This window comes from Sediminimonas sp., assembly GCF_024637375.1.
In the GTDB taxonomy this organism is placed as follows: Bacteria; Pseudomonadota; Alphaproteobacteria; order Rhodobacterales; family Rhodobacteraceae; genus Sediminimonas.
The window spans coordinates 19,216-37,143 of the sequence record NZ_JAGXFK010000088.1 but is presented as its reverse complement, the minus strand read 5'-3'; the positions used below and the strand labels follow the sequence as shown (position 1 = coordinate 37,143).

Here is a 17,928-nt window from a genome sequence, read left to right as displayed (position 1 = left end):
CCGGCAACAGGTCACGTCACCACCACCGCCCGCAAGGAGAGCACCGATGGAAACCCTGTCCGAGAACCGATGCTTTGGCGGCGTTCAGGGCGTGTACAAGCATGCCTCAGGCGCCACCGGATGCGACATGACCTTTGGCTTGTTCCTGCCGGCCGAAGCGCAGGATGGCCCTGTGCCGGTTCTGTGGTATCTGTCGGGCCTGACCTGCACCCACGAAAACGCCATGGTCAAGGCCGGGGCACAGGGCTGGGCTGCCGAACAGGGCATCGCGCTGGTCTTCCCCGACACCAGCCCGCGCGGCGACGGCGTGGCCGATGACGAGGCCTACGACCTGGGCCAGGGCGCGGGGTTCTACGTCAACGCCACGCAAGAACCATGGGCACCGCATTTTCGCATGTGGGACTACGTCGCCGAAGACCTTCCGGCACTGCTGGCGCGCGAGTTTCCCCTGGATGCTGACCGCCAGTCGATCACCGGCCATTCCATGGGCGGGCACGGGGCGTTGACCCTGGCCATGGGGCTGCCGGGGCGGTTCCGCTCGGTCAGTGCGTTTTCCCCCATCTGCCACCCAACGGCGGCCGAATGGGGCCGCAAGCAGCTCGCGGCCTACCTGGGCGCGGACGAAGCCGCCTGGGCGCCGCACGACGCCACGCTGATGATGCGCCAGGCGGGGCTCGACATCCCGCTGCTTACGGACACCGGCACCGCCGATCCGTTCATCGACATGCTCCGCCCCGAAGTGCTGGCCGAGGCCGCGATGACCCGCCGAGTGCCAGCCACGCTGCGCCTGCAACCGGGATACGACCACAGCTATTTCTTCGTCTCCACCTTCATGGAAGACCACATCACCTTCCACGCCGAGGCGCTTTACGCGTGATCTACCTCGACGCCGATGCCTGCCCGGTCAAGGCCGAGGCCGAGCGCGTCGCCACGCGACACAAGGTGCCGATGTTCGTGGTCTCGAACGGGGGGCTGCGCCCGTCGCAGAACCCGCTGGTGGAAACGGTCATCGTGCCCGATGGCCCGGACGTGGCCGATATGTGGATCGCGGAACGCGCCGGCCCGGGCGACGTGGTGGTCACAGGCGACATACCGCTGGCGGCGAAATGCGTCGCCGCGGGGGCGCGCGTTCTGCGCCACGACGGCGAGGCGCTGACGCAGGCCAATATCGGCAACGTGCTGGCCACGCGCGATCTGATGGCCGACATGCGCGCCGCCGATCCATTCCGCCAGGGCGGCGGAAAGGGCTTTACCAAGGCGGATCGTTCGCGCTTTCTTGATGCGCTGGAGCGCGCGTTGCGCGCCGCGGGCCGCGACAGCGGTGAGGGCCGGAAATGATGGTCCGGGCGGTGATCTTCGACATCGGCAACGTGCTGATCGAATGGCGGCCAGAGCGGTTCTTCGACCGCCATATCGGCCTTGAGCGCCGCCGAAAGCTGTTCGCCGAGGCCGACCTGCACGGCGCCAACGACAAGGTCGATGCCGGCGCTCCGCTGGCGGACACCATCGCCGATCTGGCTGCGCGCACGCCGCACCTGGCCGACGAAATCCGCATGTGGCACGACCACTGGATCGACATCGCCGGCCCAGAGATCACGCACTCGGTGCGGCTGCTGCGGGCCCTGCGTCGGCGCGGTATCCCGGTGATGGCACTGTCGAATTTCGGGATCGAGACCTTTCGCATGGCGCAGGCGCGCTATCCGTTCCTGGATGAATTCGACCGGCGGTTCATCTCGGGGCACCTGGGGGTGATCAAACCGGCCGAGGACATATACCGCATCGTCGAGCGCGATTGCGGTCACGCGCCCGGCGATCTGCTGTTCACCGACGACCGCCCCGACAACATCGCCGCGGCGGCGGCGCGCGGCTGGCAGGTACACCTGTTTGACGGCGCCGCCGGTCTGTCGCAAGCTTTGGTCGACCACGGACTGCTGACGGGGGAGGAAGCACAATGACGATCACGATGATTCCGTTTGCCGAGGGCGAGGCGCTGCTGGACTGGATCGCGCTGACCGACGCGCTGGCCCATGGCCACACCCTGCCAAGGGCCGAGATCGCCGACAGCTTCCTTTACCGCGATCCCGACACGTTGCTGTCGCGCGCGGCCTGGATCGACGGGCTGGGCCTGGCGGTCAAATCGGCGACCATCTTTCCGGGGAACCCAGCCAAGGGTAAACCCACCGTCAACGGCGGCGTGAACCTCTATTCCGACAGCGACGGCACGCTCGACGCGATCGTCGATTTCCACCTGGTGACCAAGTGGAAAACCGCCGGCGACAGCCTTCTGGCGGCGCGCCGACTGGCACGCCCCGACAGCCGCAACATCCTGATCGTCGGCGCCGGCACCGTGGGCCGGTCGCTGTTCGAGGCCTACAGCGCCGCCTTTCCCAAGGCGCGTTTCCGGATCTGGAACCGCACCCGCGAGAACGCCGAGAAGATGGCAGCAGACTGCCCCGGGGTGGCGGTGGCCGACAACCTGGAACACGCCGTGCGCGATGCCGATATCGTCACCTCGGCCACAATGTCCACCGAGCCGCTGATCAAGGGCGACTGGCTGCAACCGGGCCAGCATGTCGATCTGATCGGTGCCTTCCGCAAGGACATGCGCGAGATCGACGATACCGGGCTGAAACGCGCGCGGCTGTTCGTGGACAACTTCGACACCACCGCCGGCCATATCGGCGAGATCAAGATCCCGATCGAGGCCGGCACCATTACCCGTGACGACCTGGTGGCTGACTACTACACCCCCGATGCGTTCGCGCGCCGCTCGGATGAAGAAATCACGCTGTTCAAGAACGGCGGCGGTGCGCACCTCGACCTGATGACAAGCCGCTATATCCTCGACGCCTGGCGCGCCGCGCAATGACCTGGGCCATTGCCGCGGCCGGCCTGCTGGCGCTTGCGGTGGCGGCGTGGCCTTTCCTGCGCGAATGGCGCAAGGCACCGATGGACGATGCCGCCCGCGCGGCCGCACCGGGGGAAATCGCCCGGCTTTCGCAAGGCGCCACGCATTACCTCTTGACCGGCCCGGCCGATGGCCCCGTAGCGGTCTGCGTGCACGGGCTGACCACACCCGCGCAGGCGTGGGGCGGTGTCGCGGCGCATCTGGCCGACGCGGGTTTTCGCGTGCTGAGCTATGACCTTTACGGCCGCGGCTATTCCGACCGCCCCGGCGGCAGGCAGGACCACGCCTTTTTCCTGCGCCAGCTCGACGACCTGCTTGCCGATCAGGGTGTCGGGGACGATATCACCTTGCTGGGCTATTCGATGGGCGGGGCGATTGCCACCGCCTTCGCCGCCTCCGCGCCGCACAGGGTGCGCCGGCTGATCCTGGTCGCGCCGGCGGGCATGGGCCACGACCTGGGCACAATGGCCCGGATCACCCGCGACGTGCCGGGCCTTGGCGACTGGCTGATGCGCATGGCCTTTGCGCGTGGGCACCGCAAGGCCACCGAGGCCGAACGCGCCACCGCCACCACGCCCCCCGATATCGTCGATATCCAACAGGCCGAACTTGATCGCCGCGGGTTCGTGCCCGCGATCCTCGCGTCGCTGCGCGGCATGCTCAAGGGCGATGCCGAGGCCGAACACCGGCGCGTCGCCGACGCCGGTCTGCCGGTGCTGGCGATCTGGGGGCGCGAGGATGTGGTAATTCCGCTTTCGGCGCGCGACGTGCTGGCCCGGTGGAACCCGCAGGCACGTCATGTGGTTGTCGAGGGCGCCGGCCACGGCTTGCCGTTCACGCACAGCACTGCCGTTGGCGCGGCGATCCGCAAGGCAACGGACGTCGTCACCCGGCAGGCTTAGCCACCCGCCCGGCATTCCAATGGCATGGCTACCGCTTTTCAAGTTCGCGCGCGCGCGCTATTGCGGAGCGGATGACGCGCACCATGCCCGAGATATACGCGGCCCATGTCGACCGTGGCGATCTGCACGCGGACCCCGCACAGGAAGACGCGCTGCCGGAATTCGAACGCCTTCGGCAAGAACTGGAACAGCCGGTGCGCAGGGGGTTGCTCCGTCGCAAGGTAAAGCCTCCCAGGGGGCTGTACCTGTGGGGCGGGGTCGGACGCGGCAAGTCGATGCTCATGGACATGTTCGTGGAAAGCCTCGGCGATCTGCCGGTGCGCCGGGTGCATTTCCATGCCTTCATGCAGGAGGTCCACACCGCCCTGCACGACGCCCGCGCCCGTGGCGAGGCGGACGCGATCACGCCTGTCGCGCGGCGTATGGCGAAGGGCTTGCGCCTGCTCGCCCTCGACGAGATGCAGATAACCGACATCACCGACGCGATGATCGTCGGGCGGCTGTTCGAGGCGCTGTTCGGTGCCGGTGTCGCGGTGGTGACGACCGGAAACCGCCCGCCCGATGATCTGTACAAGGAGGGGCTCAACCGGCAGATTTTCCTGCCGTTCATCGCGTTGCTGAAACAGCGGATGGTGATCCACGAACTGACCAGCCCGCGCGACTACCGACAGGGCATGTTGCAGGGCAGCCCGGTCTATTTCACCCCGGCGAATTCCGAGGCGCGCACCGCGATCGAGCGTATATGGCAGGACATGACCGGCGGTGAGGCCGCGCCATTGATCCTGCATGTCAAGGGGCGGAAGGTCGTGATTCCGGCCTTTCGCAACGGGGTCGCACGGGCCTCGTTTCACGATCTGTGCGGTGCCATGCTGGGGGCCGCGGATTACCTCGCGCTGGCCGAGGCGGCGCGGGTGCTGATCCTGGAGGACATCCCCTGCCTGGGCCGGTCAAATTTCAACGAGGCCAAGCGTTTCGTCACGCTGATCGACGCGCTCTACGAGGCGCGTGTGCGGTTGGTCTGTTCGGCCGCGGCGGCGCCCGGGATGCTCTATGTCGAGGGTGAGGGGAGCTTCGAATTCGAACGCACCGCCAGTCGCCTGTGCGAGATGCAGGCAGAGGACTGGACCCTTGTGGCGGACTCGTGAATAGGCGGCAATTCGCGCCAGTTCGAGCAAGTCATTTGCGTCGTTGCCTACGACAGGTATCAATGGTGCGAGTTTGGGAGTCACCCGATGCCCGCAAATATCGTTTCCCGTCGTGCAGTTCTGATCGCGGTCTTGATGGTGCCGGCCGCCTGTGCCGGCCAGCCCTCGCAAAAAGCGGTCAACAACATCTCGCCCAAGCCGCTGTTTCCCAATGAAACGCCCCGGCTTCGCGCGCTGATCAAGAAACACGCGCGCATTCATGATGTGCCGGTTTCACTGGTACAGCGTGTCGTAGTACGTGAAAGTACCCACCGCCCCGGTGCGCGCAACGGCCCCTACTACGGGCTTATGCAGATCCTGCCGCAAACGGCGCGGACGATGGGCTATCGCGGGCCGCCCGAAGGCTTGCTCGACGCCGAAACCAACTTGAAATATGGCGTGAAATACTTGCGCGGCGCGTGGCTGGTATCTGGTGGTGACCCGGACGCGGCAATCATGTGGTATGCGCGCGGCTACTACTACGAGGCGAAAAGGCTGGGCATGCTGCAAGAAACCGGGCTGCGCGGCTGAACTGTCGCCAAAAGAAAGGGGGCCGTTGAACCGGCCCCTCAATCGTTTCCTGCCTGCCTTGAGTGTCAATTCGAATCATAGCCGCAACGAATCGAATCAGTCAACAGAAAGTGATTCGATTCGTTTCAGTCAGCCGTTTTGCTGCAGCACGCGCCCGGCAAGGTAGAGCGACCCGCAGATCAGAATCCGCGCATCCGGGCTGTGGGCGGCGATCGACGCCAGCGCCGCGCCGACGCTGTCGGCGGTGCCCGCGTCAAACCCGACGGTACGGGCGACCGCGGCGGTATCCGCAACCGGCAGGGTGTTCGCCTCGCCGGGGATCGGCACCGCAGTCAGGCTGTCGGCCACGTCCGCCAGCGGGCGCAGGTAGCCGCCGACATCCTTGGTGTTGAGCATGCCGCAGACCAGGTGCGTGGGCCGCGCCGGCAGGCTGGCCAGGTGCGACGCAAGCGCCCGGCCCGCCGCCGGGTTGTGACCGCCGTCGAGCCACAACTCGGCCCGGGGCGCGGCCTGCACCAGCGGGCCGCGGCGCAACCGCTGCATCCGCGCGGGCCACTCGGCGCGCGTCACCGCCGCCTCGCAAGCGGGTTCGGCAAAGCCCAGGTGGCGCAAGGCAGCCAGCGCCGCGCCGGCATTCTCGACCTGATGCACGCCGGGCAGGTTGGGCAACGGCAGGTCCATGAGGCCCGACTCGTCATGGTAAATCATCCGCCCGCGTTCCTCGAAGACGCACCAATGCTGGCCATGGGCCAGCAGGGGCGCGCCAAGCCGGGCGGCAGTCTTTTCGATCACCGCCAGCGCCTCGGGCGCCTGCGGGCCGACCACGCAAGGCACGCCGCGCTTGATGATCCCGGCTTTCTCGGCCGCTATTTTCTCCAGCGTATCGCCAAGGAAGCCCTCGTGATCCATTGACACCGGCGTGACGATAGTCAGGGCCGGCCGCGCCACGACATTGGTGGCATCCAGCCGCCCGCCCAGCCCGACCTCCAGCAGCGTATAGTCCGCCGGCATGCGCGAGAAGGCCAGAAGCGCGGCACAGGTGGTGATCTCGAAATAGGTGATCGGCGCATCGCCATTGGCGGCGTAGCATTCATCCAGCGCCGCCGCCAGGTCGGCTTCCGAGATCAGTTCGTCGGCCAACCTGATACGTTCGTGAAACCGCGCAAGGTGGGGCGAGGTATAGGCATGGGCGCGCAGGCCGGCCCCTTCAAGCCCCGCGCGCAGCATTGCCAGCGTGCTGCCCTTGCCGTTTGTCCCGGCGATATGGATCACCGGCGGCAAGCGTCGCTCGGGGTGGTCAAGCGCGGCAAGCAGATGCCAGACGCGGTCGAGCGTCAGGTCAATGACCTTGGGATGCAACGCCATCATCCGCTCCAGGATGACGTCCGATGTCGCCGCGCTCATTTCCTGGGTGTCTTGTCGGCAGGTGCCTTGGCCGTGTCGGGCTGCGCCGCCCCGCCAGTGAGCGCCGGGGCCGTGCCGGCGGCGACGGCGGACGTCTCGGGCGCCGGCAGATCGCCGCGCACGGCGGGCGGCTCGTTCAGCAGCATGCGGATGATGGTGATCAGTTCGTCGCGCATCTTGGTACGCGGGGTGACCCGGTCGAGCATGCCGTGATCCAGCAGGTATTCGGCGCGCTGAAACCCTTCGGGCAGCTTCTCGCCGATGGTCTGCTCGATCACCCGCGGCCCGGCAAAGCAGATCAGCGCGTTCGGCTCGGCAATGTGTACGTCGCCCAGCATCGCATATGACGCCGTCACCCCGCCCGTGGTGGGATGGGTCAGCACCACGATGTAGGGAAGTCCGGCCTCCTTGAGCATCTCGACCGCAACCGTGGTGCGCGGCATCTGCATCAGGCTCAGGATACCCTCCTGCATGCGCGCGCCGCCAGCCGCCGAGAACAGAACCAGCGGGCGCTTCAGCTTCACCGCTTCTTCGGCGGCGGCAATGATGGCGTTGCCCACATACATGCCCATGGACCCGCCCATGAAGCTGAAGTCCTGCGCGGCGGCCACGATGGGGGTGCGCCCCATTTCGCCGGTGGCGACCAGCATCGCCTCTTTCTCGCCGGTGGACTTTTGCGCCGCGCGCAGGCGGTCGGGGTATTTCTTCTGATCGCGGAAATGCAGCGGGTCGGCCAGCGGCTCGGGCACCTTGATCTCGGCGAAGGCGCCGCCGTCGAACAGCGCGGCAAAGCGTGCACGCGGCGAAATCGACATGTGATGGCCGCAATTGGTGCAGACGTTCAGATTGTCCTTGAGTTCACGGTGAAACAACATGGAGCCGCAGTCGTCGCATTTCGACCAAAGGTTCTCCGGCACCTCGCGGCGCGAGAAGATCGAGTTGATCCGGGGGCGGACGTAGTTGGTGATCCAGTTCATTGGCGCCGGGCCCTTATCGGTAGTCGCAACCTGGCCCGACAGATAAGCGGGGCGGCCGCGAATTGCAATCAGCGCCGCAACGCCAGCCGAATGGCCAGCCAACTGACCAGCAGCATCGCCAGGTCGATGCTCATCACCGGCCAGAGCACCGCCGGGTCGGTCATGTCGATCTGCATGCGCCACAACGCCAGGCCGGTCAGATCCGGGTCGCCCGAGACCAGCACGATCGCCACCACGTTCGAGGCGAAATGCAACGCGATCGCCGGGCCGAGCGTGCCCGCCCGCGCGGTGATATCCGACGCCGCGACCGAGAACACACCGGCCCAGAGCATGAACAGCCAGCCCGCATTTCCCATCCCGGGCCGATAATGCAGCGCGGCGAACAGGATCGCGGGGCCGGCCATCCAGATCGCCGTAGACCCAAATCGCGCGGCGAGTTGTTGCTGGATGTAACCGCGAAACACGATTTCCTCGGCCGAGGTCTGCACAAATACGGCCAGCAGCGACAGCGGCAACAGCGCGAGCCACAGACCGGACGGCAAGCCGGGCTCAAGCGGGGCGGGCAGCTCCCAAGGCGGCAAGGCCGAGACCACCGTATAGAGCACGACAAGGTAGGCCAGCACGCGCACGAACTGCCGACCGGCCATGCGCGGCGCCCCTACCAGGCTGCGCAGCCCGCGACCGTGAATCTGATTGGCGACCATCGCCGCCGCGACGATCAGCAGCCCCAGCGACAGCAGCAGGTAAAGCGCCCCGGCCGGCGTGTGCGGCGACGCGACCGCGGTGCGGAAATCCGCATAGCCCGGCGCGCTGAGCACGGCCATCGCAATGGCCTGCACCGCCCAGCCCAGGCCGACGACGATCACCGCCCCTGTTACCAGTCCCGCGCCAAGCCTCCAAAGCTCGGCCCGGTGGCGGGCGGGTGCGACGAACGCATCATGAGCCTGATAGGACATCGCACCGTTCCTTGTCCGGTCGTGATCCGGCGCACCATTGCGCCGCTGTCCATGTAGGGGCGCCGCGCCGCCTTGAACAGCGTCGCCGCCGGCGCTGCAATGTCCCTTGTGCCTGTCAGGTGCGTTCATTATCCCTGATTGCAACAATCTTACCCGGGAGGCCGCGATGACGAAATTCGACAAATCCAGACTGCCCAGCCGGCATGTCACCGAGGGCCCGGAGCGGGCGCCGCATCGGTCCTACTACTACGCCATGGGAATCAGCGAGCGCGAGATCCATCAGCCGTTTGTCGGCGTGGCGACATGCTGGAACGAGGCGGCGCCGTGCAACATCGCGCTCAGCCGCCAGGCGCAGGCGGTCAAGGGGGGCGTCAAGGAGGCCCACGGCACCCCGCGCGAGTTCACCACCATCACCGTGACCGACGGCATCGCCATGGGGCACGAAGGGATGCGCTCTTCGCTGGCCTCGCGCGAGGCGATCGCCGACACCGTGGAACTGACCATGCGCGGCCACGGCTATGACGCGCTGGTGGGGCTTGCGGGCTGCGACAAGAGCCTGCCGGGAATGATGATGGCGATGGTGCGGCTCAACGTGCCGTCGGTGTTCATCTACGGCGGCTCGATCCTGCCGGGCAAGGCGCCGCAGGTCGACGAAATCCCCGAGGATTTCCGCACCCGCGACCTGACCGTGCAGGACATGTTCGAGGCCGTTGGCCGCCACCAGAACAACGAACTCAGCGACAAGGCACTCGACATGCTCGAACGCGTGGCCTGCCCCTCTTCGGGGGCCTGCGGAGGGCAGTTCACCGCCAACACTATGGCCTGTGTGTCCGAAGCGATCGGGCTGGCGTTGATGAACAGCTCGGGCATGCCGGCGCCCTACGAATCCCGCGATCAGTATGGCGAGGCGTCGGGTCAGGCGGTGATGAACCTGATCGAGCGCAACATCCGCGCCCGTGACGTGGTCACCCGGCAAAGCCTTGAGAACGCCGCGCGCGTGGTGGCCTGTACCGGGGGCAGCACCAATGCCGGGCTGCACCTGCCCGCAATCGCCCACGAGGCGGGAATCGATTTCTTCCTCGAGGACGTGTGCGAGATTTTCCGCGATACGCCCTATTTCGTCGACCTCAAGCCCGGCGGGCAATTCGTGGCCAAGGATCTTTTCGACGCGGGCGGCATTCCGGTGGTCATGAAGGAGCTGCGCAAGGCCGGCCTCATCCACGAGGATTGCGTCACCGCCAGCGGCCGCAGCATCGGCGAGGAGCTTGAACTGATCGCGCGCGAGGCGGATGGCCGCGTGATCCATGCGATTTCCGACCCGATCACCAAGACCGGCGGCGTCGTCGGCCTCAAGGGCAACCTCGCCCCCACCGGGGCCATCGTGAAGGTGGCCGGCATCCCCGCGCAGCACCAGCGTTTCGTCGGTCCCGCGCGCGTCTTCGAATCCGAGGAAGACGCCTTTGAGGCCGTCAAGGCCCGCCAGTACGAGGAAGGCGAGGTGATCGTTATCCGCAACGAAGGCCCCGCCGGCGGCCCCGGCATGCGCGAGATGCTGGCCACCACCGCCGCACTAAGCGGCCAGGGCATGGGCAAGAAGGTGGCGCTGATCACAGATGGCCGGTTTTCCGGCGCGACCCGCGGCTTCTGCGTCGGGCACGTCGGCCCGGAGGCAGCCCACGGCGGCCCCATCGCCCTGATCGAAACCGGCGATGTCATCACCATCGACGCCACGACCGGCGAACTCAGCGTGGACCTCGATGACCAGGAACTGGCGGCGCGCAAACAAGACTGGGCCGGCCCGCGCGAGACAATCTATGCATCGGGCGCGCTGTGGAAATACGCGCAGCTTGTCGGCGAAACCTACAAGGGCGCGGTCACCCATCCGGGTGGCAAGGCCGAAAAGCATGTCTACATGGACCTCTGAGCCATCGAGGACCGGGCGTCTGTGGCCAATCCGCTGCATCGCGACCCGCCTTGCGGCCATGGTCCTGATCGCCGTGACGGCGGCGGGGTGCCTTGGCCTCGGGTTGGAATCGCGGCGCCCGGCGCCCGCGGTGCGCGAGGCGGCCCTGGTGGGCGGGGCGGTGATCGTGACCGCGCCGACCGGCTACTGCCTGGAGCCCGGCAGCGTCAAATCCTCCGCCGAAAGCGGCTTTGCGCTGCTTGGGCGCTGCGATCTGCTGACCGACTCGGATACGGCGCCAGTGCCGGTCGCTCCCGCTATCCTGACGATTTCGGTGACCGCTGGAGAGGAAACCGGCGTGCCGGCGGACGGCGACAGCCTCGCCCGCGCCCTCGGGGAAGAGCGGATTCTCGAACGCATCGAGGACAACGGGCTGGTTCTGTTCCGCGTCGACAGCGCCGAACCGGTGACGCGAAGCGGCGACAGCCGCCATTGGCGCGCCATGATGGCGGTGAACGGCCACACCGTCGGCCTGGCCGCCTATGGCGCGGAAGGCAGCAATATCAGCGGCGAAAGCGGCCAGTACCTGCTGCGCGCCTTGGCGCGCCGCATCCGCAAGGCAAGCCCCGAACCCCCGCCCGCGCAGGCAGACCATACAGAAAATGACAAGGCGGAATAAAAAGCCGACTGGGCATTTGTTCAAGCGGGCACTGTTGGGTTATGACTGGGGCAAGGCAGGCAAGCGGGATATCGGTCGATGGTAAAGCAGGGCGGTGGTATCGTCAGGAAACTGGTCCATGGCGCGGCCTTGCAACGCTGGGCGCGCGCCGCCCGCGCCGCCCCGAAAGCCGATCTGCCGCAGCTACGCGCGCAACGAGGCCGCGCGCGGCAACTGCGGTTTCACCTCAACGAATTGATCCACGTCGCGGACAGCCGCCTGGCGCTGCCGGTGGTCGGCTCCAACGCCTTTCGCCGACCGCCGGGCACGGATTGGTCGTGGCGGCCCGAATTGTGGCGCGGCCCGCTTGCCGTGCCGGGCCTGTCGTCCGTGCAAAGCAAATCGATGCTGGGCGACGAGGTGACTGTTTTTCACGATTGCGAACGCTCGGAATTGACGCTGCGGCAAATTCGCAACCGGCGCGAGGCCGATCTCGCCCCATATGGCCTGCACATGGACGTGTTCCGCTTTGATGGCTCGTTCCTGTCGGTGGTAGTGGACCTGCCGCAATCGGCGGCGGACGGGCTGAAGCGAAAGCACTTGCTGCGGCTCGACAGCATCGTCGAGATGGAAAGCCCGCTGGAGATTTTCGCGCGACTCAACGTCAAGCATGGGCCCAACACCGAACAGATCGTCCGCGAACTGCCGCTCAACGAAGAGGAAGTCATGGTCGAGTTCGACCTTGCCTATACCGACCTCAACGAGAAACGGGTCGAAAAGGCATGGGTCGACCTGATCTTCGAGGGGCCGCAGATGAACCAGGTGGTGCTGCGCGACCTCACGTTCTGCCGCTATCCGCGCGCCGAGATGTAGCGCGGCAGAAAGCATCGGGTTCCAAGACGACCGCGAAAGGGAGACGAGCGAAATGAGCGATCTGAAACTGACGCCGACGCGCCTTTTCGAAGGGGCATGGGAAGGGGCGATCACCACCTCCAGGCCCAATCCCGACAAGCCCAATATCGCGGTCACGCACCTGGATCGGCGCGTTGACGGGGTTGAACTCGTGCGCCCGCCGCAGGCTGACTACTGGGCGCTGCGCGTGCCCGTCCCGCGCGAGGCGCTCAGCGACGGCGTCCAGACTTTCGTGATCCGCGATCTTGACGACGATACGGTGCTGGGCAGTTTTGCCTTCATCGCCGGCGAGGTCATGGGCGACGACATCCGCGCCCAGGTCAACCTGCTGCGCGAGGAACTCGACATGCTGAAGGCCGCCTTCCGCCGCCACTGCCTTGAGACGATGTAGCCCGGACTACCACTTGACGCGATGTCGCGCGTGACAGGCGCTGGTGGCGCCGGCACAGTGGCGCCGACAGCCGGAGGCCCGCCATGACCGATTATCCCCATCTGCTTGCGCCGCTCGATCTGGGCCATGTGACGCTCAAGAACCGCGTTCTCATGGGCTCGATGCATACCGGGCTGGAAGAAACGAAGGACTGGAATCGCGTCGCCGAATTCTACGCCGCACGGGCACGCGGCGGCGTCGGCCTGATGGTCACCGGGGGCATGGCCCCCAATGCCGAAGGCGGGGTCTTTCCCGGCGCCGCGGGGCTGTTCGACGGCGACGACATTGCCAACCACCGCATTGTCACCGACCGCGTGCACGATGCCGGCGGCCGCATCGCCATGCAGATCCTGCATGCCGGGCGCTACGCCTATTCACCCGATTGCGTGTCTGCCTCGCCGATCAAGTCGCCGATCTCGCCGTTCCCGCCAAAGGAACTGGGCGAAGCCGGCATTCGCAAGCAGATCGACGACGTCGCGACTGCCGCCGCCCGCGCGCGCGAGGCGGGCTATGACGGGGTCGAGGTGATGGGGTCAGAGGGCTATTTCATCAACCAGTTCCTGGTGCGTCACACCAACAAGCGCAGCGACGACTGGGGCGGATCATATGAAAACCGGATGCGCGTGGCGATCGAGGCGGTACGCCGCGCGCGTCAAAAGGCGGGCGCGGATTTCATCCTGATCTACCGGCTCAGCATGATCGACCTGGTGCCCGATGGCTCCACCTTCGACGAGGTGGTGCAACTGGCACGCGAAATCGAAAAGGCCGGCGCCAGCATCATCAATACCGGCATCGGCTGGCACGAGGCGCGCATCCCGACCATCGCCACCTCGGTACCGCGCGCAGCCTTCGCCTGGGTGACGAAGAAGTTGATGGGCAAGGTTGGCATCCCGCTGATCACCTCGAACCGGATCAACACACCCGGGGTGGCCGAAAAGGTTCTGGCCGAGGGCTGCGCCGACATGGTGTCGATGGCGCGGCCGCTTCTGGCCGACGCCGATTTCGTGGCCAAGGCAGCGGCGGGTCGGCCCGACCGGATCGCGCCCTGCATTGCTTGCAACCAGGCCTGCCTCGACCACACGTTCAGCGGCAGGATTTCGTCCTGCCTGGTCAACCCACGCGCATGCCACGAAACCGAACTGGTGATCGAAAAGACCCCTCTGCAGCGGCGCGTGGCGGTTGTGGGCGCGGGGCCGGCCGGGTTGGCCGCCGCGATCACCGCCACTGAGCGGGGCCATAGCGTGACTCTGTTCGACAAGGCCCCGTGCATCGGCGGGCAACTCAACATGGCGCGCGTGATCCCCGGCAAGGAAGAATTTCATGGTCTCGTGTCATGGTTCGAGCAGATGCTGGCCGACTGCGATATCGCGCTGCGGCTTGGGCACGAGGCAAAGGCCGATGACCTGGATGCGTTCGACGACGTGGTGATCGCCACCGGGGTGGCGCCCCGCGACCCCGGCATCCCGGGCCAGGATCGCGACAACGTTCTGTCCTATGTCGACGTGCTGGCGGAGCAGGCGCCGGTGGGGCCGCGCGTGGCCATTGTCGGCGCCGGCGGAATCGGGTTCGACGTGGCCGAATACCTGACACAGGACCACCCCGGCCCGACCGAAAACCTGCCCGAATGGATGCGCGAGTGGGGCGTGACCGACCCGGCACACGCCCGCAGCGGGTTGGCGCTCGAGGGGCCGCACCCCGCACCGCCGGCGCGACAGGTCACGATGTTGCAACGCAAGGCGGAACGCCCGGGCAAGCGTCTGGGCAAGACTACCGGCTGGATCCACCGCGCGACGCTGAGGATGAAGGGCGTCGAGATGCTCAGCGGCGTCAACTACGAACGCATCGACGATACCGGCCTGCATGTCAGCTTTGGTGAAGCGCGGGAAACCCCGCGCGTGATCGCGGCAGACACGGTGGTGCTGTGCACCGGGCAGGAAAGTCGACGTGAACTGGCCGATGCCCTGGCCGCGCGCGGCGTGTGCGTACACGTCATCGGCGGCGCAGACGTGGCTGCCGAATTGGACGCGAAACGCGCCATCGACCAGGGCACGCGGCTGGCGGCAACGCTGTGACGCCCCGGTCGGGGTGCACAATCGGCCTGTTTCCCGCGCAACAACGATCCAGTCAGTACCGTGATATTGTCTACCTGATGCCGCAGTGCTGCCCGATTTTCCGGCGATAACTGCCCTGAAGCGCAAAAGCAGAGGGTAGCGAGTGATGGATCGACTGACGGAAATGGAGGCATTCGCCACGGTCGTTGATCAAGGCGGTTTTACCGATGCGGCAAGAAAAATGGGTATTTCCAAGTCCGCCGTCTCGAAGCATGTCTCCAGCCTTGAGGCGCGCCTCGGCGCGCGGCTGCTCAACCGGACCACGCGGCGCGTCAGCCCCACCGAGATCGGGCTGGCCTATTACGACCGGGCGCGGCGCGTGCTCACCGATGCCGGCGAGGCCGACGCGCTTGTCAGTTCGATGCAATCCGACCCGTGCGGCCAGTTGCGTATCAGCGTCGCGACGGATTTCGGCGTCAACCACCTGTCGCCGGTGCTGGGCGAATTCCTGGCCGAGTTCCCCGACATCACCGTCAACATGGTGCTCAACAACCGCTATGTCGAACTGATCAGCGAAGGGTTCGACATGGCTGTACGCATCGGGGAGTTGGAGGACAGCAGCCTGCGCGCGCGCAAGCTGACCGAAACGACCAGGCGGATGATCGCCAGCCCCGACTATTTCGAGAAATACGGCCGCCCGAAAAAGATCGACGACTTGAACGAGCACAAGCTGCTGCACTATTCCAACCAGTCGAACGGCAACTTGTGGAAGCTGACAGCCCCCTCCGGCGAGAAACGGCAGGTTCGCACCGCGGGTTGGCTCAGCGTCAATGACGGGCAGTCCTTGCTGAATGCCTGCATCTCGGGGCTGGGTATCGCCTACCTGCCGTGCTTTCTCTACTCGGACGCGATGCGCGACGGGTTGGTCGAGGATGCAATCCCCGATCTCCCGGTCGAGACGCAAGGCATCTACGCGGTCTACCCGCCGGGACGGTTCACGCAACCGAAAGTGCGCGCGTTCATCGATTTTCTGGCGCATGCCTTCGCCGGCAAGGGGCCGAACAGCTGGTAGGGTCTCGCCCCGCCCAGGTGTTGCGAAACGTTAAAAACATTGACTGAGTCACATTTGCCTGACATTAGTTTCGTTAACTTTTGCCTAGCATACCAGAAATTGTGCATTTGCGAGACGCCCCTTTGTATTGTTCGCGTGCGATAGCGGAGCGCTTTGCCTCCACCCGAGCATGAGACTTGTTAATGGATATGAGTGCAGCGGCTGAAAATCGTCAAGCGCGCCGACGCGTACTGATCGCGGAGGATGACCCGATCACATGCGAGTTGTTTTCGAACCTTCTCGGTGGCTTCGACGGCGTTGAAATCGTTTCGGTCGCGGATGGCCGCGAAGCCTTGATGCAGGCGCTCACCGAGCATTTCGACCTGATCCTCACCGATCAGAACCTGCCGGAACTGGCGGGCGACAAACTGTTCCGGCATCTGCGCGCGTCCCGCAACATCAATTCCGATACACGGGTGATGCTGCTCTCGGCCTCGAGCCTGGATGAACTCGAAAGCCAAGGCGTGCATATTCCGCGGGAATGCTATATGTCCAAGCCCGTTCAGCCGAGGACATTTCTCGAAGCGGTGACGCCGTTTCTTGAATAAGCCCTACCGGGTTTGATGAAATTGCCAAAAAATTGACTTATTCGGCATTTAATATCAACCTTTGGTAGAGCAGTGCGCCGCCGACGTGCAGTCGAAAATGAGGTCAAAATGAGAATTCTCGCCGTAGATGACGAACCGCTCCTGCTGGAAGTCGTTCAGACATCTTTGCGGCAGCTCGGTTATGTCGACGTTACCCTCGCCCACTCCGGTGCCGAGGCACTCGCCGCGATGGACAGCGCCGATCCGCCTTTCGATTGCTTCGTGTTCGACATCCAGATGCCCGAAATGGACGGTATCGCGCTTGTCGCGGCAACGCGCGAAAAGGCGGCCTACCGCCGCACGCCGATCCTGATGCTGACTCGCGTATCCGAGCGTGAATCCATCGACGCCGCCTTTGCCGCCGGGGCGACCGACTACATCAACAAGCCGCTCGACAGGATCGACATGAAGGCGCGCATGGGGATGGTCGAACGGCTCGTTGCCGAACGACAGCGCGTCAAAGCGGCCAATGCCGTGGCACAAGGCGCCGAACAGCACCAGGCGCCCGCCTTCGAGACCCCCTTGTTCCTGGAAGGCATCGGCGGACTGGTCGAATATCTGGCGCTGGAAAACTACGTGCTGACCCTGGGGCGCAAGCAAATCTTCTCGACCGCGGCACTGGGGTTTCATATCGAGAATGCAGCGGCGATCTACCGGCGCGCCCAAGGGCCGCAATTCGAATACATGCTGGGCGACGTGGCGACCGTGATCTTCGAAGTCATGAAGGCGCACAACCTGATGTTCGCGCATGCTGGCGGTGGGGATTTCATCTGCCTTCTGCCCCGGGTGAGCGAAGTCGACCACGAGGAGATCGAAGACGAGGCGCGCCTCGCGCTGGCCGACTTCACCGGGCTGTACGAGGCCGACGGCCTGCCCATGCCGCGACTGCGCGTGGGCACGCCCGTTCGCAGCAACATCTTTTCGCTGACCCGCGCCGACCAGTTGCTGACACGCGCCATCGCCCTTGCCCAAAAGGCCGGTGACACGCTGCCCGAACCAGCGTGGAAACGCGCGCTGCCATAACATCGAAGACAGGGCACAGGATATGACGGTTCAGGACGACGCGATGCTCGAACGGGCGCTGGCCCCGGTCAGGGCCCGGTTCATCGACGCGCTGGAAGGGCACATTCTGTCTTTCGAAGCGCTGAAAAAGCAGGCCGCGCGAGACGAGAACGCGCAGCCGGCCCTCGACGAAATCGGCAAGCTGGCCCACAGGATTTCCGGTCTCGCCGGGTCGGTGGGCTTTGACGAGATCGGGGAACTAGCCGGCAGGGTCGAACGCAGCGTGATCACCAGCCGCACCGAAACCGCGCCAAGTGCCCGAAAACTGGCGTCTGTCACGGCAGAGCTGGAACCGCTTCTCGACCTTCTGGAAAGTCGCCTCGACGATTGATGCCGGCGCGCGGCGCCGCCT

Annotated in this window: 19 protein-coding genes; 16 read left to right on the top strand and 3 right to left on the bottom strand. The window is 65.6% G+C overall.

Going from position 1 to position 17,928, the window contains the following annotated elements; genetic code table 11:
- Positions 1–46: 46 nt before the first annotated feature.
- The 7 genes from fghA to Q0L89_RS13715 all read left to right on the top strand — a co-directional run bounded on the left by fghA (position 47) and on the right by Q0L89_RS13715 (position 5,525).
- Positions 47–877, top strand: a complete 831-nt coding sequence (gene fghA / locus Q0L89_RS13745; RefSeq protein WP_296766201.1) for an S-formylglutathione hydrolase — start codon at positions 47–49, stop codon at positions 875–877.
- Positions 874–1,338, top strand: coding sequence for a YaiI/YqxD family protein (locus tag Q0L89_RS13740; protein WP_296766198.1), 465 nt, complete (start codon positions 874–876; stop codon positions 1,336–1,338). Before fghA ends, Q0L89_RS13740 begins: the two co-directional genes overlap by 4 nt.
- On the top strand, positions 1,335–1,955 hold the full coding sequence (locus tag Q0L89_RS13735) for an HAD-IA family hydrolase (protein ID WP_296766196.1): 621 nt from the start codon (positions 1,335–1,337) through the stop codon (positions 1,953–1,955). Before Q0L89_RS13740 ends, Q0L89_RS13735 begins: the two co-directional genes overlap by 4 nt.
- Positions 1,952–2,869 (top strand): ornithine cyclodeaminase, encoded by a 918-nt coding sequence (locus Q0L89_RS13730; RefSeq protein WP_296766193.1) that lies wholly within the window; start codon positions 1,952–1,954, stop codon positions 2,867–2,869. The genes Q0L89_RS13735 and Q0L89_RS13730 overlap by 4 nt, the downstream gene beginning before the upstream one ends.
- The gene (locus Q0L89_RS13725) at positions 2,866–3,810 is read left to right on the top strand and encodes an alpha/beta hydrolase (RefSeq protein WP_296766191.1); all 945 of its coding nucleotides are present in this window, start codon (positions 2,866–2,868) and stop codon (positions 3,808–3,810) included. The genes Q0L89_RS13730 and Q0L89_RS13725 overlap by 4 nt, the downstream gene beginning before the upstream one ends.
- Positions 3,811–3,881: 71 nt before the next feature.
- Entirely contained in the window at positions 3,882–4,955 is a 1,074-nt protein-coding gene (gene zapE / locus Q0L89_RS13720) for a cell division protein ZapE (protein ID WP_296766188.1), read from the top strand.
- An 87-nt stretch (positions 4,956–5,042) separates the two neighbouring features.
- Positions 5,043–5,525, top strand: a complete 483-nt coding sequence (locus Q0L89_RS13715; protein ID WP_296766185.1) for a lytic transglycosylase domain-containing protein — start codon at positions 5,043–5,045, stop codon at positions 5,523–5,525.
- 129 nt (positions 5,526–5,654) lie between these two features.
- On the opposite strand, the gene Q0L89_RS13710 is transcribed toward Q0L89_RS13715, so the two are convergent.
- The 3 genes from Q0L89_RS13710 to Q0L89_RS13700 form a co-directional block, all read right to left on the bottom strand.
- Entirely contained in the window at positions 5,655–6,929 is a 1,275-nt protein-coding gene (locus tag Q0L89_RS13710; RefSeq protein ID WP_296766183.1) for a folylpolyglutamate synthase/dihydrofolate synthase family protein, read from the bottom strand.
- Entirely contained in the window at positions 6,926–7,906 is a 981-nt protein-coding gene (gene accD, locus Q0L89_RS13705; RefSeq protein ID WP_296766180.1) for an acetyl-CoA carboxylase, carboxyltransferase subunit beta, read from the bottom strand. Before accD ends, Q0L89_RS13710 begins: the two co-directional genes overlap by 4 nt.
- A 68-nt stretch (positions 7,907–7,974) precedes the next feature.
- Complete coding sequence (locus tag Q0L89_RS13700) at positions 7,975–8,862, bottom strand: type II CAAX endopeptidase family protein (RefSeq protein ID WP_296766178.1); 888 nt, start codon at positions 8,860–8,862, stop codon at positions 7,975–7,977.
- Positions 8,863–9,028: 166 nt separating this feature from the next.
- Between Q0L89_RS13700 and ilvD the strand changes: the two genes are divergently transcribed.
- The 9 genes from ilvD (at position 9,029) to Q0L89_RS13655 (ending at position 17,907) form a co-directional block, all read left to right on the top strand.
- Positions 9,029–10,786, top strand: coding sequence for a dihydroxy-acid dehydratase (gene ilvD / locus Q0L89_RS13695; protein ID WP_296766175.1), 1,758 nt, complete (start codon positions 9,029–9,031; stop codon positions 10,784–10,786).
- A 58-nt stretch (positions 10,787–10,844) separates the two neighbouring features.
- Positions 10,845–11,444 (top strand): hypothetical protein, encoded by a 600-nt coding sequence (locus tag Q0L89_RS13690; protein ID WP_296766173.1) that lies wholly within the window; start codon positions 10,845–10,847, stop codon positions 11,442–11,444.
- A 78-nt stretch (positions 11,445–11,522) separates the two neighbouring features.
- Positions 11,523–12,296, top strand: a complete 774-nt coding sequence (locus Q0L89_RS13685; protein ID WP_296766170.1) for a DUF6478 family protein — start codon at positions 11,523–11,525, stop codon at positions 12,294–12,296.
- A 52-nt stretch (positions 12,297–12,348) separates the two neighbouring features.
- Positions 12,349–12,726 carry a hypothetical protein gene (locus Q0L89_RS13680; RefSeq protein ID WP_296766168.1) on the top strand — a complete coding sequence of 126 codons (378 nt, stop codon included), beginning with the start codon at positions 12,349–12,351 and terminating at the stop codon, positions 12,724–12,726.
- 83 nt (positions 12,727–12,809) lie between these two features.
- Positions 12,810–14,837 (top strand): FAD-dependent oxidoreductase, encoded by a 2,028-nt coding sequence (locus tag Q0L89_RS13675; protein ID WP_296766166.1) that lies wholly within the window; start codon positions 12,810–12,812, stop codon positions 14,835–14,837.
- 145 nt (positions 14,838–14,982) lie between these two features.
- Complete coding sequence (locus Q0L89_RS13670) at positions 14,983–15,888, top strand: LysR family transcriptional regulator (RefSeq protein WP_296766164.1); 906 nt, start codon at positions 14,983–14,985, stop codon at positions 15,886–15,888.
- 182 nt (positions 15,889–16,070) lie between these two features.
- Positions 16,071–16,475, top strand: coding sequence for a response regulator (locus Q0L89_RS13665; RefSeq protein WP_296766162.1), 405 nt, complete (start codon positions 16,071–16,073; stop codon positions 16,473–16,475).
- 108 nt (positions 16,476–16,583) lie between these two features.
- Positions 16,584–17,537, top strand: a complete 954-nt coding sequence (locus tag Q0L89_RS13660) for a response regulator (RefSeq protein ID WP_296766159.1) — start codon at positions 16,584–16,586, stop codon at positions 17,535–17,537.
- 22 nt (positions 17,538–17,559) lie between these two features.
- The gene (locus tag Q0L89_RS13655) at positions 17,560–17,907 is read left to right on the top strand and encodes an Hpt domain-containing protein (protein WP_296766158.1); all 348 of its coding nucleotides are present in this window, start codon (positions 17,560–17,562) and stop codon (positions 17,905–17,907) included.
- The last annotated feature ends 21 nt before the right edge of the window (positions 17,908–17,928 follow it).

What these genes read in the sequence shown, in the direction of transcription:
- accD (WP_296766180.1), bottom strand. Translation starts at nt 7,906, where the DNA reads ATGAACTGGATCACCAACTACGTCCGCCCCCGGATCAACTCGATCTTC.
- Q0L89_RS13725 (WP_296766191.1), top strand. Translation starts at nt 2,866, where the DNA reads ATGACCTGGGCCATTGCCGCGGCCGGCCTGCTGGCGCTTGCGGTGGCG.
- Q0L89_RS13700 (WP_296766178.1), bottom strand. Translation starts at nt 8,862, where the DNA reads ATGTCCTATCAGGCTCATGATGCGTTCGTCGCACCCGCCCGCCACCGG.
- Q0L89_RS13665 (WP_296766162.1), top strand. Translation starts at nt 16,071, where the DNA reads ATGGATATGAGTGCAGCGGCTGAAAATCGTCAAGCGCGCCGACGCGTA.
- Q0L89_RS13710 (WP_296766183.1), bottom strand. Translation starts at nt 6,929, where the DNA reads ATGAGCGCGGCGACATCGGACGTCATCCTGGAGCGGATGATGGCGTTG.
- ilvD (WP_296766175.1), top strand. Translation starts at nt 9,029, where the DNA reads ATGACGAAATTCGACAAATCCAGACTGCCCAGCCGGCATGTCACCGAG.
- fghA (WP_296766201.1), top strand. Translation starts at nt 47, where the DNA reads ATGGAAACCCTGTCCGAGAACCGATGCTTTGGCGGCGTTCAGGGCGTG.
- Q0L89_RS13680 (WP_296766168.1), top strand. Translation starts at nt 12,349, where the DNA reads ATGAGCGATCTGAAACTGACGCCGACGCGCCTTTTCGAAGGGGCATGG.
- zapE (WP_296766188.1), top strand. Translation starts at nt 3,882, where the DNA reads ATGACGCGCACCATGCCCGAGATATACGCGGCCCATGTCGACCGTGGC.
- Q0L89_RS13685 (WP_296766170.1), top strand. Translation starts at nt 11,523, where the DNA reads ATGGTAAAGCAGGGCGGTGGTATCGTCAGGAAACTGGTCCATGGCGCG.
- Q0L89_RS13735 (WP_296766196.1), top strand. Translation starts at nt 1,335, where the DNA reads ATGATGGTCCGGGCGGTGATCTTCGACATCGGCAACGTGCTGATCGAA.
- Q0L89_RS13655 (WP_296766158.1), top strand. Translation starts at nt 17,560, where the DNA reads ATGACGGTTCAGGACGACGCGATGCTCGAACGGGCGCTGGCCCCGGTC.
- Q0L89_RS13675 (WP_296766166.1), top strand. Translation starts at nt 12,810, where the DNA reads ATGACCGATTATCCCCATCTGCTTGCGCCGCTCGATCTGGGCCATGTG.
- Q0L89_RS13660 (WP_296766159.1), top strand. Translation starts at nt 16,584, where the DNA reads ATGAGAATTCTCGCCGTAGATGACGAACCGCTCCTGCTGGAAGTCGTT.
- Q0L89_RS13730 (WP_296766193.1), top strand. Translation starts at nt 1,952, where the DNA reads ATGACGATCACGATGATTCCGTTTGCCGAGGGCGAGGCGCTGCTGGAC.
- Q0L89_RS13690 (WP_296766173.1), top strand. Translation starts at nt 10,845, where the DNA reads ATGGTCCTGATCGCCGTGACGGCGGCGGGGTGCCTTGGCCTCGGGTTG.
- Q0L89_RS13715 (WP_296766185.1), top strand. Translation starts at nt 5,043, where the DNA reads ATGCCCGCAAATATCGTTTCCCGTCGTGCAGTTCTGATCGCGGTCTTG.
- Q0L89_RS13670 (WP_296766164.1), top strand. Translation starts at nt 14,983, where the DNA reads ATGGATCGACTGACGGAAATGGAGGCATTCGCCACGGTCGTTGATCAA.